Annotated in this window: 16 protein-coding genes; 15 read left to right on the top strand and 1 reads right to left on the bottom strand. The window is 32.2% G+C overall.

The genetic code is table 11. From position 1 onward, the window contains the following. Positions 1-278: 278 nt before the first annotated feature. From ACJBCC_RS00450 to ACJBCC_RS00510, 13 genes are all read left to right on the top strand, one after another. Entirely contained in the window at positions 279-1,478 is a 1,200-nt protein-coding gene (locus ACJBCC_RS00450; RefSeq protein WP_407556107.1) for a polysaccharide lyase family 7 protein, read from the top strand. A 32-nt stretch (positions 1,479-1,510) separates the two neighbouring features. Further along, the gene (locus tag ACJBCC_RS00455) at positions 1,511-1,921 is read left to right on the top strand and encodes an Rrf2 family transcriptional regulator (RefSeq protein ID WP_299098912.1); all 411 of its coding nucleotides are present in this window, start codon (positions 1,511-1,513) and stop codon (positions 1,919-1,921) included. Positions 1,922-2,135: 214 nt separating this feature from the next. Beyond that, complete coding sequence (locus ACJBCC_RS00460) at positions 2,136-2,756, top strand: phosphoadenosine phosphosulfate reductase family protein (RefSeq protein WP_407556108.1); 621 nt, start codon at positions 2,136-2,138, stop codon at positions 2,754-2,756. 9 nt (positions 2,757-2,765) lie between these two features. Then, positions 2,766-4,859 (top strand): HEPN domain-containing protein, encoded by a 2,094-nt coding sequence (locus ACJBCC_RS00465; protein ID WP_407556109.1) that lies wholly within the window; start codon positions 2,766-2,768, stop codon positions 4,857-4,859. A gap of 4 nt (positions 4,860-4,863) precedes the next feature. Beyond that, the gene (gene cobA, locus ACJBCC_RS00470) at positions 4,864-5,640 is read left to right on the top strand and encodes a uroporphyrinogen-III C-methyltransferase (protein ID WP_407556110.1); all 777 of its coding nucleotides are present in this window, start codon (positions 4,864-4,866) and stop codon (positions 5,638-5,640) included. 55 nt (positions 5,641-5,695) lie between these two features. Beyond that, positions 5,696-6,745 (top strand): NAD(P)/FAD-dependent oxidoreductase, encoded by a 1,050-nt coding sequence (locus ACJBCC_RS00475; RefSeq protein WP_407556111.1) that lies wholly within the window; start codon positions 5,696-5,698, stop codon positions 6,743-6,745. After that, positions 6,745-7,074, top strand: coding sequence for a ferredoxin (locus ACJBCC_RS00480; protein ID WP_407556112.1), 330 nt, complete (start codon positions 6,745-6,747; stop codon positions 7,072-7,074). The genes ACJBCC_RS00475 and ACJBCC_RS00480 overlap by 1 nt, the downstream gene beginning before the upstream one ends. 176 nt (positions 7,075-7,250) lie before the next feature. Further along, on the top strand, positions 7,251-7,988 hold the full coding sequence (epsC, locus tag ACJBCC_RS00485; protein ID WP_299098924.1) for a serine O-acetyltransferase EpsC: 738 nt from the start codon (positions 7,251-7,253) through the stop codon (positions 7,986-7,988). A gap of 5 nt (positions 7,989-7,993) precedes the next feature. Further along, complete coding sequence (gene cysM / locus ACJBCC_RS00490; protein WP_407556113.1) at positions 7,994-8,875, top strand: cysteine synthase CysM; 882 nt, start codon at positions 7,994-7,996, stop codon at positions 8,873-8,875. Positions 8,876-9,124: 249 nt separating this feature from the next. Beyond that, positions 9,125-10,216: an acyloxyacyl hydrolase gene (locus tag ACJBCC_RS00495; protein ID WP_299098928.1), complete on the top strand. Its 1,092-nt coding sequence runs from the start codon at positions 9,125-9,127 to the stop codon at positions 10,214-10,216. A 2-nt stretch (positions 10,217-10,218) separates the two neighbouring features. After that, positions 10,219-10,962: a head GIN domain-containing protein gene (locus ACJBCC_RS00500; RefSeq protein ID WP_299098930.1), complete on the top strand. Its 744-nt coding sequence runs from the start codon at positions 10,219-10,221 to the stop codon at positions 10,960-10,962. Positions 10,963-11,054: 92 nt separating this feature from the next. Next, positions 11,055-12,056, top strand: a complete 1,002-nt coding sequence (locus tag ACJBCC_RS00505) for a DNA cytosine methyltransferase (RefSeq protein WP_299098932.1) — start codon at positions 11,055-11,057, stop codon at positions 12,054-12,056. 44 nt (positions 12,057-12,100) lie between these two features. After that, positions 12,101-12,595 carry a hypothetical protein gene (locus tag ACJBCC_RS00510; RefSeq protein WP_299098934.1) on the top strand — a complete coding sequence of 165 codons (495 nt, stop codon included), beginning with the start codon at positions 12,101-12,103 and terminating at the stop codon, positions 12,593-12,595. On the opposite strand, the gene gldA is transcribed toward ACJBCC_RS00510, so the two are convergent. Next, complete coding sequence (gldA, locus tag ACJBCC_RS00515; RefSeq protein ID WP_299099676.1) at positions 12,592-13,485, bottom strand: gliding motility-associated ABC transporter ATP-binding subunit GldA; 894 nt, start codon at positions 13,483-13,485, stop codon at positions 12,592-12,594. The genes ACJBCC_RS00510 and gldA overlap by 4 nt on opposite strands. 340 nt (positions 13,486-13,825) lie before the next feature. On the opposite strand from gldA, the gene ACJBCC_RS00520 reads away from it, so the two are divergent. Next, on the top strand, positions 13,826-14,653 hold the full coding sequence (locus tag ACJBCC_RS00520) for a prephenate dehydratase (protein WP_299098936.1): 828 nt from the start codon (positions 13,826-13,828) through the stop codon (positions 14,651-14,653). Further along, entirely contained in the window at positions 14,650-15,792 is a 1,143-nt protein-coding gene (locus ACJBCC_RS00525) for a pyridoxal phosphate-dependent aminotransferase (protein WP_299098937.1), read from the top strand. Before ACJBCC_RS00520 ends, ACJBCC_RS00525 begins: the two co-directional genes overlap by 4 nt.

Genomic DNA, 15,792 nt, shown 5'->3' on the forward strand with positions numbered 1-15,792 from the left:
TTGTTTCGGCTGAAAATTTTTCAACGTCAGAGGTTGCAATCAGATCAAATTTTTCCTCTAAATTTTGATAATGCAAAAGTAGAAAAATTAAATGAATATTAAATCCATTTCATTTTTTTTATGTTTTTTTTAGCGTTAAATGCTTATGATTTATTTTATTATTTTTGTTGCATGGGTTTATAAATCCTTCAAAACGAAGATTACTTATTTTATATAAATTATCATCAAGTATTCGTTTTGTCACGTATTTTAGACTTTTTACAAAATATTATACACGCATGAAATTATTATCCTTGGCTTGTTCTTTATTGATTTTTACAGTTCTATTTGGTTGTAGTTCTAAGGATTCTGATGAAGATGATGTTACAGAAAATTTAACCTTAACTGGAGTTTCTGAATTTACGGCAAATGAACAAACTCAGTACATTACAGTGGCCTCTAATTTAGATTGGAGCGTAAGTGTAAACGCAGATTGGATTACTGTTTCACCAATTAGTGGATCTGATAATGGTACCGTTTATGTTACTGCGCAGACTAATACAACCTTCAATAATAGAACAGGAAGCGTAACAGTTTCTGGTGGTAATATTTCGAGAGTTGTTTCAGTATCTCAAGCAGCAGGTGAAGAAACAGGTGTTTTAGACCCAAACAATCCACCTTCTGATAATTTTGATTTATCTACATGGAAATTAAGTATACCTGATGACCAAGGAAACGGTACAGCTTCAACGATTTCAGTAAGCGATATACAAGGTTATCAAAACAGCTCTTATTTCTATACAGCTTCAGATGGTGGAATGGTGTTTAAATGTCCAGTGGCAGGTTTTACAACATCCGAAAATACGAGTTATACTAGGGTTGAATTACGAGAAATGTTAAGAGGAACTAACACGAGTATAGGTACTCAAGGCGTAAACGGAAATAACTGGGTTTTTGGTACTGCTCCAACTTCAGACATTAATGCTGCTGCTGCTTATGATGGTGTAATGAATGCTACACTTGCGGTTAATCACGTTACGACAACAGGGAGCAGTAGTCATATTGGTCGTGTAATAATTGGTCAAATTCATGCAAATAATGATGAGCCTATTCGTATTTATTATAGAAAATTATTGAACAATGAATTGGGATCAATTTATTTTGCTCATGAGCCAACAGATGGTAATGGTGATGAACAATGGCATGAAATGATTGGCTCAAGAAGTAATAGTGCAGCAAATCCTGAAGATGGAATTGCTTTAAATGAAGTGTTTAGTTATACAATTAAAGTTGTTGGCGATAGTTTAACATGTACCATTATAAGAGAAGGTAAACCAGATGTAATTAAAACTATAGATATGGTTAATAGTGGTTTTAATGTTGGTGGTCAATATATGTATTTTAAAGCAGGAGTTTATCATGTCAACAACTCAGGTAATGATGACGATTATGTACAGGCAACATTTTACGCTTTAGATAAATCACACACAACAAATTAGTATATTGTTATTAAAACACGTATTATAACCTAATGTTATCAAAAAAAACAAAATACGGAATAAAGGCATTAGTTTATTTAGCTAGGCAAGAAGACCGTATGCCTGTACAAATTTCTACCATTTCTCAATCAGAAAATATATCTCGAAAATTCTTAGAGAGTATCTTGCTATCCTTGAGAAAAAATGGATTATTAGGTTCTAAAAAAGGTAAAGGAGGAGGTTACTATTTATTAAAAGACCCTAAAGAAATCCCTATGACTACGGTTATGCGCTTATTAGAGGGGCCAATTGCAATGGTGCCTTGTGTGAGTTTAAATTTTTACGAAAAATGCGACGATTGCACAGACGAAGATGTTTGTGCAGTAAATAAACTCATGCTAAAAGTGCGCGATAATACTTTAGAAATATTTCGTAATACAACCTTAGCAGATTTGTCTAATTAGCAGATTCTGAATTTTTCACACTTATTTTTTCGAATTTTTCACATGATTCATTCAAATAAATGTTTTATGTTTGCATTATCCTATTAAACCGATAGGGTTTAAGGATTAGTAAATTAATAGCAATTAATGCAAAGTGCAATAGTAGAAGATTTTAGTTATTAGACATCATACTTTCTTTCTCTTAAAATGCCTTTGAATTATTTAAAATAACGAAATGATAAACATAGATATAGACATTTGGAACAAAAAACTAAGGGATAAAACACCTAGTGAAATTGCAGAATGGGCATTACAGCTTTCAGACAATTATATTGTTACCACCAGTTTTGGTATATACTCATCTGTTTTATTAAGCACTATGTCTCAACTCGATAAAAATATAAGAGTGGTTTGGTGTGATACACTTTATAATCAGCCAAGTACTTATGAGCATGCTTCCAAATTAATTGAAAAGTATAAACTTAATATTCTTAAATATCAGAGTTTATACACTAAAGAAGAAATTGATACAACAATAGGTCTGCCAAGTTTAGAAGATGATAATCATGCTGTTTTTTCAGAAGCAGTAAAGTTAGAACCATTTAGACGTGCCTTAAAAGAGCAAAATCCAGATATATGGTTTACTAATATTAGAGTTAGACAAACGGAATATAGAAACAAAAAAGACATTTTAAGTTATAGTAAAGATGGTATACTTAAAGTAAGTCCTTTTTACTACTGGAGTGATGCTGATTTAGATACTTATATTGAAGAGCGTCAATTAGATAAAAATGGTTATTACTTCGATCCAATAAAAGCACTTCTTAACAGAGAATGTGGAATTCACTTTCAATAAATAGAACACATGCAAAGTTTTAGAACAGAAATAGAAAATCCAGTCGTTGAAAAAGATATTATTGAATTAGCCAATAAAATTGAGCTTTTTAATAATGGTAAAATTGACGAAGAAAAATTTCGAAGCCTAAGGTTAGCCAGAGGAGTTTATGGTCAGCGCCAAGCAGGAGTACAAATGATCAGAATTAAGTTGCCTTATGGTAAAGTAATGAGCAATCAATTACGCAGAATTTCTGAAGTTTCAGATGAATATTCTAGAGGAAGATTACATATTACAACACGTCAAGATATTCAAATTCATCATGTAGATTTAAACAGAACACCAGAATTATGGGCAGAGTTAGAACGTGATGATGTAACCTTACGTGAGGCTTGTGGAAATGTAGTAAGAAACGTTACAGCTTCTGAAACGGCTGGTATAGATATAAATGAACCTTTTGATGTATCTCCTTATGCTGACGCTTTATATAAATTCTTCTTACGTAACCCAATTTGTCAAGAAATGGGACGTAAATTTAAAGTGTCATTTTCTTCAACAGATGAAGATACAGGCTTATCATATTTACACGATTTAGGGTTTATTGCTAAAATTGAAAATGGAGAAAGAGGATTTAAAGTAATGGCTGCAGGAGGATTAGGTTCTCAACCACGTCATGCAGAAACATTATATGAATTTTTACCATCTGATAAAATTATTCCAGTAATGGAAGGAGTTTTAAGGGTTTTTGATCGTTATGGTGAACGTAAGAGTCGTGCTAAGGCAAGGATGAAATTCTTATTAAAAGATATTGGTTTAGAAGCTTTTAGAGATTTAATAGAACAAGAGCAAAACGCCATTGAATTAAAAACAGTGGCTATTGATGCAGAAGCTTACGTGCCATCAACACCAGTTTCTGTAGAAACACCTTATGTTGAAATAAAAGATCAAGAAGCTTTTAATTTATGGAAGTCAACGAATTTAATTCCTCAAAAACAAGATGGTTTTGTCGCTATTGGGATTAAAGTTTTATTAGGAGATTTTTATACAGATAAAGCACGTTTGTTGGCAGATTTAGTTGATAAATATGCGGCTGGAGAAATTCGTTTAACCTTACGTCAAAATATTGTTATTCCATTTGTAAAGAAAGAATTAGTTCCTTTTTTCTATCAAGAATTAGAGAAATTAGGTTTTGTAGAAGCTGGTTATAACAAGGCAGTAGATATTACAGCTTGTCCAGGTACAGATACTTGTAACTTAGGTATTGCAAGTAGTACTGGGATTACTGTGGAATTGGAAAAAGTGATAAAAACCGAATATCCTCAGTATTTAAAGAACGAAGATCTTATTATTAAGATTAGTGGTTGTATGAACGCTTGTGGACAGCACAACATGGCAAACATAGGTTTTCAAGGTATGACTGTGAGAACACCAGAAAAGTTAGTTGCGCCAGCATTACAAGTATTATTAGGTGGTGGAAATTTAGGAAATGGAAACGGTGCGTTTGCAGATAAGGTAGTAAAAGTACCAAGTAAAAGAGCTCCTGAAGCTTTAAGAAGAGTCTTAGATGATTTTGAGGCGAATGCAAATGGCCTACAATTTGTTGATTATTATAAGGAGAAAGGAGAAAAATACTTTTATAATTTCTTAAGCGACTTACAAGATGTTACCAATTTAACTCAAGATGATTTTATTGATTGGGGAGAAGACGAAAAATATGTTAAAGAGATTGGTATTGGTGAATGTGCAGGTGTTGTAATTGATTTAATCGCAACACTATTTTTAGAAAGTGATGAAAAAATAGATAATGCAAAAGAGGCTTTTGAGAACAGAGTGTATTCTGGAGCTATTTATTACGCTTATCAATCCATGGTCAATTCTGCAAAAGCATCATTGTTAGCAGAGAACAAGAAAACAAATACACATGCTAATATAATCTCTCAATTTGATGAATTATTTGTTGAAACAGGAGGTATAGATTTAGGAAGTTCTTTCGCAGATATTATCTATCAAATAAAAGAGTTTGCACCAAAGGAAGAATTTGCAAGTAGCTATATAAAAGCAGCAGAGCAATTTTTGAAAGCTGTTAGAGATTATAGAGAATCGCAAGTTGAAGTTAAAATTTAATAGTATGACACCAAGATTAACCATAGTTGGCGCAGGTCCAGGAGATATAGATCTAATTACAGTGAAAGCTATAAAAGTAATTAAGTCGGCAAATGTAATTTTATATGATGCATTAGTTAATGTAGAATTATTAGAATATGCAGCACCAAATGCTGAGTTAATCTTTGTAGGAAAACAAAAAGGATGCTACGCGTATCATCAAAATCAAATCAATGAATTAATTGTAGAGCGTGCACTTAAGTTCGGTCATGTGGTACGTTTAAAAGGAGGTGATCCATTTATTTTTGGTCGCGGTTCAGAAGAATTAGAGTATGCTAAAGAATATGCAATAGAAGTTGCATTTGTACCAGGTGTGTCATCTTCTGCAGCTGTACCTGCATCACAAGGAATTCCATTAACTAAACGACATGTATCTGAAAGTTTTTGGGTAATTACGGGAACTACACAATCGCATAAGATTTCAGGAGATATTGCTTTGGCAGCGAAATCTACAGCAACAGTTGTTATTTTAATGGGAATGAGCAAACTCTCAGAAATTGTACAAATTTTTTCAAATGAAGGTAAAGCAGAAACTGCAATAGCCATTATTCAAAATGGAACAAGAGCAAATGAAAAGGTTGGTATAGGAACAATTTCTAATATAGAATCTATAGTGGAAGAAAAACAGTTAACTAATCCTGCAATAATTATTATCGGAGAAGTTGTAAACCAACGTGTAGATCTTTCAGATATATATTCTAGAGCAGATTTAGCGCAACATAATGCAAGAAAAAGTGCTTAATTAAGCCATAAAGAATAAACAAATTCGAAAAGAATTAGTCGAAAAAAAAAAGATTATGATTAAAACAGATATACTAATAATAGGAGCAGGACCAACAGGTTTATTTACAGTATTTGAAGCCGGTTTGTTAAAATTAAAGTGCCATTTAATTGATGCATTACCACAACCTGGTGGTCAATGTTCTGAATTATATCCCAAAAAACCAATTTATGATATACCTGGATTTCCAGAGATATTGGCTGGTGATTTAACTTCAAATTTATTAGAGCAAGGAAAACAATTTCAACCAGGTTTTACCTTGGGAGAACGAGCAGAAACTATTGATAAGCAAGAGGATGGTAGTTTTATAGTAACAACGAATAAAGGTACACAACACCATGCGCCAATTATTGCTATTGCAGGTGGATTAGGTAGTTTTGAGCCGAGAAAACCTAAGTTAGAAGGCATTGAAAAATACGAAGATAAAGGTGTTGCTTATTTCATTAAAGATCCAGAAGTGTATCGTGATAAAAAAGTAGTCATTGCAGGTGGAGGTGATTCTGCTTTAGATTGGAGTATATTTTTAGCAGACGTTGCATCAGAAGTTACTTTAGTTCATAGACGAAATGAGTTTAGAGGTGCATTAGATTCTGTAGAAAAAGTACAAGAATTAAAATTGCTAAATAAAATAAATTTAATCACACCAGCAGAAATTACAGATTTACATGGAGAGGATTATTTAACTGGTGTCTCTGTAACTAAAGATGGCGAAACAGAATTTTTAGAAGCAGATGAATTTATTCCATTATTTGGGTTGTCTCCTAAATTAGGTCCAATAGGAGATTGGGGACTTGAGATAGAAAAAAATGCCATAAAAGTAGACACTTTAGATTACCAAACGAACATTCCTGGTATATATGCTATTGGTGATGTAAATACATATGAAGGAAAACTAAAGTTAATTCTATGTGGTTTTCATGAAGCAACTTTAATGTGCCAATCGGCTTATAAGCTGTTGAATCCTGGAAAGAAATTTGTCCTTAAATACACTACAGTAAGCGGAATAAATGGTTTTGATGGAACAAGAAAGGAATCGCCTAAAGCGGTTGTGAAAGCCATAGTGTAATGCAAGATGTAACGATTCATATTACAGATAGGAAAGGCGAAAAACATACCGTTTTAGCACCAACAGATATGGCCATGAATCTCATGGAAGTTGTTAGGTCTTATGAGTTAGCACCAGAAGGAACTATTGGTGTCTGTGGCGGAATGGCAATGTGCGCATCATGTCAGTGTTACGTCAATTCAGATAATGATATAAATGCTATGGAAGATGAAGAAGATGCCATGTTATCTGAGGCATTTAATGTAAAAGAAAACAGCAGACTAAGTTGTCAAATTCCTATTACCGAAGCTCTAAATGAGTTAGAAATAGAATTGGCTCCAGACGTTTAAGTTCATATAAATTAATTTAAATTTGCCAGTTGTCATATCTAAGTGAATAACTGGCTTTTTTAGTTTTACGGCATTACATTAATGATGAATCAGATAAAACTAAATTTTGTACAGTAATGTATGTTGCTAGATAGCGACAGAGTTAGCAAAACTTATTAAATTCAAGATTATAAAGTATGGATGTTTCTATGCATATACCAAATGGTTTTAAAGAACAGGTTGAGGAATTAGCTAAGGCATTATTCTATTGTGTTGTAGAAACTTCGGTTGATGAAGATGAACAATTAGAGTTATTAAAAGCTTCTTTTTTTGAAATTTCTAAGGGACTGCAATGTGGTGTTTGCGATACTAAATGGGCACAGTTTAAGGAAGGGCTAAAAACATTAAGACCAATTTTAAGGTTAGATGCGGAAGCTGCTTTTAATAATGATCCAGCAGCAAAAAGTTTAAGAGAAATTTACTTAGCATATCCTGGATTTTATGCCATCACAATGTATAGAATTAGCCATGTGTTATGGCATCTAAATATTCCTATTTTACCTAGAATGATTAGCGAGTATGCACATGGTGTTACAGGTACAGATATTCATCCAGGAGCTAAAATAGGGACATCCTTTTTTATTGATCATGCTACAGGTGTTGTTATTGGTGAGACTGCAATAATTCACAATAATGTTATTATTTATCAAGGTGTAACGTTAGGAGGAATTAAGGTTGAAAAAGAAATGAAAGGCGAAAAACGACATCCTACAATCATGGATAATGTTACCATTTATGCAAACGCAACAATTTTAGGTGGCGACGTGGTAATTGGGAAAAATAGTACGATAGGTGCCAACGTTTGGATTACGCAATCTATTCCGGAAGAATCATTAGTGACCTACAAATCAGATATACGAATTTCTAATAAATAAAAGTAATGAGCATTTTAAACCAAATAGGTAATACACCTTTAGTTGAGACTATTAATTTAGTGGCTAAACCCAATGTAAAATTACTTTTAAAGTTAGAAGGAAATAATCCTGGAGGAAGCGTAAAAGATAGACCAGCATATAATATGATATCTGAGGCCATAAAAAGAGGAGATATTAAAAAAGGTGATCGTTTAGTCGAGGCTACAAGCGGTAATACTGGGATTGCTTTAGCTTATGTTGCACAATCTTTTGGTTTAAAAATGTCATTGGTAATGCCAGAGAATTCAACAGAAGAGCGAGTAAAAACAATCCGAGCTTATGGCGCAGAAGTAATTTTAACGTCAGCAGATTTAGGTATTGAAGGCTCAAGAGATGTTGCATTTAATATGAGAGATAACGAAGGTTATACTTTGCTTAATCAATTTGAAAATAATGACAACTGGATGGCACATTATAAAACCACAGGACCAGAAATTTGGAGAGACACTGACGGTAAAATAACTCATTTTGTCTCTGCTATGGGAACGACAGGAACGATTATGGGAACCTCTACATTTTTAAAAGAACAGAACAAGGATATTCAGATTATTGGTGCTCAGCCAGAAGATGGATCTCGAATTCCTGGAATAAGAAAATGGTCTCCAGAATATGTGCCTAGTATTTTTAATAAATCTAAAGTAGATCGGGTTATAGAAGTTAGTGAACAAATTGCAAAAGCTACTACGAAAAGACTCGCCAAAGAAGAAGGCATTTTTGCAGGTATGAGTAGTGGAGGTTCTGTGGCAACAGCTTTAAAGTTGATAGAAACAATAGATGAAGGTATTGTTGTTGCTATTGTTTGTGATAGAGGTGATCGTTATTTGTCATCCACACTTTTTGATGACTAACTTTTAATAACAATTTGATTGATTTTACTTAACAATGAAGTCATTTTATAGTAAGTAATTTGCATCATAATTAAAACCCCAAAAAAATGAGATTGCTTAGAAAAAACAATAAAGAATTTAAATTTTTTGTTCAAATTTTAATGTTAGCAGTTGTATCTTTAATTGTAGCCTATTTTGTAAAATAGACTTCTTTTGTCTAAGTGCAATTAATTGTAATTATTGATTATTTTTACTCATCAATAATTACCAATGCAAAAACTAATTGTTTCATTTGTTATACTCTCATCTTTAGTGTTGAGTGCCCAACAAGAAGCAAACAACACATATATAGATTTCAATTATTTTGGAGGCAATATTGCCCTTCACAACAACGATATTCTACATTTAATAAAAGGCCATCCAGAAGGTTTTATCTTTAGTTGGAACAAGAAAACATTTGGTAACCAAGATTGGGAACAACGTTATGGCTATCCAGACTATGGTGTTTCTTTTTCATATCAAGATTTTAAAAATGAAGTTTTAGGCAACAATTACGCCTTATACGCTCATTATAATTTTTACTTTTTTAAACGTAATGTAATGTTACGGATAGCTCAAGGTTTAGCGTATAGCACTAATCCTTATGATAAGTATCAAAATCCAAAAAATATTGCATTTGGCTCAGATGTATTAAGTGCGACTTATTTAATGCTTAATTACAAAAAAGAGCGAATTTTTAATCGTTTTGGTTTACAGGTAGGCTTGTCCTTAACGCATTATTCTAATGCCAATACAAAAGCGCCAAATACTAGTGTTAACACTACTGTTTTTAATGCAGGTATAACCTATAATCTTGATACAGAAGAACCAGAATTTATAAAGGATTTGGATACTGATAAATTCAGTGAAAAAGTAAAATTTAATTTTGCATTTAGATCTGGCATAAATCAGAGTGATGTTATAGATACTAAACAATATCCGTTTTACATATTTTCTGGTTATGCAGATAAAAGATTAAGCCACATAAGTGCAATACAGTTTGGTACAGATGTCTTTTTCTCTAATTTTTTAAAAGAATTAATATATTATAAATCCATAGCGTTTCCAGAAGATAATATCTCTGGAGATGAAGATTATAAGCGTGTAGGTGTCTTTCTCGGTCATGAATTATTTATAAATAAGCTCTCTGTTATTTCCCAATTAGGCTACTATGTGTATTATCCTTACGATTTTGAAGGACGATCATATATCAGAGTAGGTTTAAAGCGCTATTTTGGTAAAAAATTATTTGGCGCTGTAACCTTAAAATCACATGGAGCTAAGGCTGAGGCTGTAGAATTAGGACTAGGCGTTAGACTTTAATTATGAAAAAAATAGTTTACATATTTCTTTTTACACTTTTTGCTTGTAATAGTGAAGATGGTAATGATTGTTTTCAAACGACTGGCACTATTGTTCAAGAAGAAATTTTAGTATCAAATTTTGAACGCATTTTAGTAAACAGAAATATTGAATTAGTTATTACTGAGGCTTCAGAATATAAAGTAATTATAGAAACTGGTGAGAATTTATTAAATGATATAAACGTTGAGGTTATAGCGAATCAATTAGTATTAAGCGATAATAACTCCTGTAATTTTGTGAGAGAATATGGTATCACAAAAATTTACGTAGATGCCCCTAATCTCAATGAAATAAGAACATCTTCACAATATGAAATCTCTTCTAACGGAGTCCTTAATTATAGTACGCTATCATTATTTTCTGAAGATTTTAATGAAGGTAGTGAGTTTACAGTAGGTGATTTTAGATTAAACGTCAACTCAAATAGTTTAAACATTGTATCTAATAATATTTCATTCTTTTATCTTGAAGGTGCAGTACAAAATTTATCTGTTGGTTTTTATTCTGGAGTAGGACGCGTTGAAGGGGAAAACCTAATTGCAGAAAATGTTTCAGTATATCATCGTGGTAGTAATGATATGGTTGTAAATCCGCAACAATCGTTGTCAGGTCAACTATTAGGAACAGGAGATTTAATTTCTGTAAACCAACCACCAAATATAGATGTAGAACAGATATACACGGGCGAGCTAATTTTTAATTGAATCATTTTCCCTTAAATTTGCTTAAAGAGGCACAAATTATTAATTTGCTTTTATTCAAACTTTATCAAAACGGAATAGTCTGAAATAGATTTATGAAGAAGAATTTAAAATATATTGACTTATTTTCTGGAGCAGGAGGATTCTCTCTAGGCTTTGATAATTTGGGTTTTCAGAATGTTTTTTCAGTTGATATAGAACCTAATTTTTGTAAAACCTACAAGCATAATTTTGCAGATCATCAACTCATAGAAAAAGATATTTGTGAAGTGTCTAATGCTGAAATAGAATACCTTAAAGAGGACAATGATATTGATGTCATTATAGGTGGACCACCTTGTCAAGGCTTTAGCATGGCAGGTAATATCGGTCGAAAGTTTATAGATGATCCTAGAAATAGATTATTCAAAGAGTTTGTTAGAGTTGTTAAAGTCGTAAAGCCAAAGTTCTTTGTGATGGAAAACGTCGCAAGATTATACACCTATAATAAAGGAACTATTAGAGAAGAGATTATCAATGATTTTGAAAAATTAGGTTACACTGTAGATTGTAAGATTCTTAATTCTGCAGATTATGGCGTGCCACAGGTTAGAAACCGAGTTATTTTTATTGGTTCAATAAAAAAGCAAGACATTCAATTTCCGCCTGCAGAAGTAGAAACATATATTTCGGTAAAAGAAGCACTATCCGTATATCCTAAATTGGCTTCTGGTGAGGAATCATCTAAAGTACCAAATCACATTGCGATGTCACATTCAGAACAAATGCTCACTAAAATGAGTTATGTTACTGATGGAGGTGATCGCAATGAAATACCAGAACATATTAGACCTAAGTCTGGTGATATTAGAAAATACATTAAATATGCTAGTGATAAACCTTCGGTTTGTGTCACTGGTGATATGCGTAAAATCTTTCATTACGATCAAAATAGAGCATTAACCGTTAGAGAGCTTGCTAAACTGCAGTCTTTCCCAGACGATTTTGTTTTTAAAGGCACAAGAATATCGCAACAACAACAAGTAGGAAATTCAGTGCCTCCAAAAATGGCGGAAGCCATTGCAAGAACCATTATTAAAATGAGCGATAAGGTTTAGTAAATGGATTAGAGTATTTTATACATTTTTTTAGCGTTCTATCTATGATAAAAATACAAGTAACAGAAAAGGACAAGGAATTTGCGAAACAGCAAATAGAAGCTTTTAAGAAAATAAAAGCAGGCAGTTGGCGCTATAAAAATGTTGAAGCTTGGCGAGGAATTGTTTGCGAAATGTTAGCAAGCAAATGGTTCGCAGAAAAATTTAGAATAGACAAGTTAGCAAAAGGACTTGATGATTCAGGTATTATTGATGATTGCGATATGATCATCAATTCTAAAAAGGTTGAAATAAAATCGGCAACTAAAAACTACTTTAAATACCTAATGCCAAAAATTCATGATGTTAGAGATCAGCCAAAAGACATTTATATTGGAGTAAAATACAATGAAACCGTTGAGCCTAATGAAATTCAAATTTTAGGTTCTATAAAACGATCAGAGATTTTAAATTTTCCTGTAAAACAAAACAAAGGAGCACCATATTATGAAGTGCCTTTAGCTAAATTATTACCAATAAGACCAAGCACATTTAATTAGCTAGTCATTTCTCTAAACAAGCTTTCTAAACTAGCGTTTTTCTGATTCAGTTGTAAAATCTTCAATTCGTTGTCATGTGCAAAATCAAAAACATGAGAACGCATATCTTCTTTAGTAGAGAAAGTAATTTCATATACAAAACTATGCGTGTTTTTTACAGTAACGACTTTTGGTAATTTTAAAAGAAAAGCATCTTCAACTCTGTAGTCAAACTCAACGATAACAATTTGTTCTTGTCCAGCTCTTAAATCTTTTAAATATTTATCGGCAACTACTTCTCCTTTGTTAATTATGATTACACGGTCGCACATAGCTTCAACCTCTTGCATAATGTGTGTAGATAGAAAAACCGTTTTTTCTTTACCAATAGTTTTAATAAGATTTCTAATATCAACTAATTGATTTGGGTCTAAACCTGTGGTTGGTTCATCTAATATTAAAACCTCAGGATTGTGCAACATAGCATTAGCTAAACCAACACGTTGTCTATACCCTTTAGAAAGTTGATTAATTTTTTTGTGAGCTTCAGGTGTTAAGCCTGTTAATTCTATTACTTCTTCAATACGAGATTTTGGCGTGCCATAAACATTAGCATTAAAATTTAAATACTCTTTTACATACAAATCTGTGTAAAGCGGATTGTGCTCTGGTAAATAACCAACACTACTTTGTACATTTTTTTTATCGGAAGCGACATCAAAACCATTGACTATAGCAGACCCTTCAGAGGCATCAACGTAAGTTGTTAAGATTTTCATCATCGTAGATTTTCCAGCACCATTTGGACCTAAAAAACCAACAATCTCAGCATCTTTTACTTTAAAGGACACGTCGTTAAGTGCCTTTTGATCTTTGTATATTTTTGTAATGTTTTGAACTTCAATAGCCATGTTAGAAGAGTTTTGTTCAAAAATAGGTAAATCAGAATATTGAACCACTTTTTTTGACAATTCTTTAAAATTTTAAAATATTCTTTAAAAAATCAATTCAACTATTTTGATTTGTAAAAATAATAATTACATTAGCGATATAATTACAATAATGAACATATCTAAAGCATATTATAACTGGTTTTATTTCTTTTTTAGCTAAAGGAACGAGACTGAATATGTATTATTTAAATATAAATTATAAAGTCTCGATTTAATCGAGACTTTTTTTTGTTTAACCATTAACAATGATTGTATTTTGAATTGATTCGAGATTTAAAAACAATTAAGATTATAAAATTTGAAAAAGCCAATTGCCATACAAGGAATAAAGGGATCATTTCATCATTTGGTGGTTCAGAATTATTTTAATGTAGATTCTGAAGTAGTAGAATGCATGTCTTTTGATAGTGTTGTAGACTCATTATTAGAAAAGAAAACTGATGAGGTTGTAATGGCATTAGAAAATTCTATTGCAGGTTCAATAATTCCTAATTATGCGCTTATTGATAGTCATAACTTAAGTATTGTTGGTGAATATTATTTGGGTATAGAACATTGTTTAATGGCTTTAAATGGTCAAACAATAGAAGATATAAAGGAAGTACATTCTCACCCAATGGCATTATTGCAATGCAAGGCATTTTTTAGAACGTATCCGCATATTAAATTGGTAGAAGCTAAAGATACAGCAGATGTTGCCAAGCAGATTTCGGAACAAAATATAAAAGGAATTGCAGCTATTGCGAGTAAAAACGCTGCTGAATTATATGGTATTAACTTATTAGCAGAAAGTATTCAAACTATAAAACATAACGAAACACGGTTTGTAATTGTTAGACGAGAGGATGAGCAAAAGGCTACAACTGTTATAAATAAAGCATCTTTAAAATTTGAATTAGATCACAAAAGAGGGAGTTTAGCTACAATATTAAATGTTCTAAGTGATTGCAAATTGAACCTTACAAAAATACAGTCGTTACCTAAAATTGAAACACCTTGGAAATATGCCTTTTTTGTAGACGTTACATTTGATGTGTATACAGACTATGAAAAAGCCGTTTCTATTTTAAAATTGATGGCAGAAAATTTTAAAACTTTAGGAGAATATAAAAACGCAAGACGATGATAGAAGTTGCAAAACGTTTACAAAATGTAGAAGAATACTACTTTTCTAAAAAGTTGAGGGAAGTTGCGCTTTTAAAAGCACAGGGAAAACCAATTATTAGTTTAGCAATTGGTAGTCCAGATTTAGAACCGCCATTTAAAGCATCTATGACGCTTCAAGATAGTTTAGCAGATGAAAAAGCGCATCAATATCAAAGCTATCAAGGTTTGCCAGAATTGCGTCAGGAAATTGCGAATTTTTATAAAAAACAATACAAGGTAGATTTAAGTGCACAAACCGAAGTTTTACCATTAATGGGAAGCAAGGAAGGTATTATGCATATCTCTATGGCTTTTTTAAACAAAGGAGATAAAGTTTTAGTGCCTAATCCAGGTTATCCAACCTATGCTGCAGTAACTAAATTATTAGAGGCAAAGCCCGTTTTTTATGACTTAACTGAAAAGAATAATTGGCAACCAGATTTTAGTGCGTTAGAGCGTTTAGATTTAAAACGTGTAAAAATAATGTGGATTAATTATCCTCATATGCCAACAGGTAGTAATGCAGATAATAAATTTTATGATAAGGTCATTGCCTTTGGTAAACGACACGATATTTTAATTGTAAACGACAATCCCTACAGTTTTATTTTAAATGAAAAACCAATTAGTATTTTAAGATACAAGGACGCCAAAAATGTTTGTTTAGAGTTAAATTCATTGAGTAAAACCTTTAATATGGCAGGTTGGCGTGTTGGTATGCTAGCTGGTAACTACGATTTTGTAAGCGCTGTGTTACGTGTAAAAAGCAATATGGACTCTGGTATGTTTTATGGCATTCAAAAAGGAGCTATTGAAGCGTTAAAGTGTTCAGATATGTGGTTTCAAAGTTTAAATAGTGTGTACCAAACACGACGAGATTTAATATGGGAATTAGCAGATAATCTTAATTGTACCTATGATAAAGATGCCACAGGCTTATTTGTTTGGGCAAAATTACCACCTCATTATAAGTCCGAAGAATTTACAGATATGGTATTAAAAGAGCATTCTATATTTATTACACCAGGAACAGTTTTTGGAAGTAATGGGGAAGGCTATGTGCGTTTTTCACTGTGTGCATCAGAAGAGATTATTAAAGAAGCAATAGCAAGAGTTTAG

Source organism: Winogradskyella sp. 4-2091 (assembly GCF_045765065.1).
Taxonomy (GTDB): Bacteria; Bacteroidota; Bacteroidia; order Flavobacteriales; family Flavobacteriaceae; genus Winogradskyella.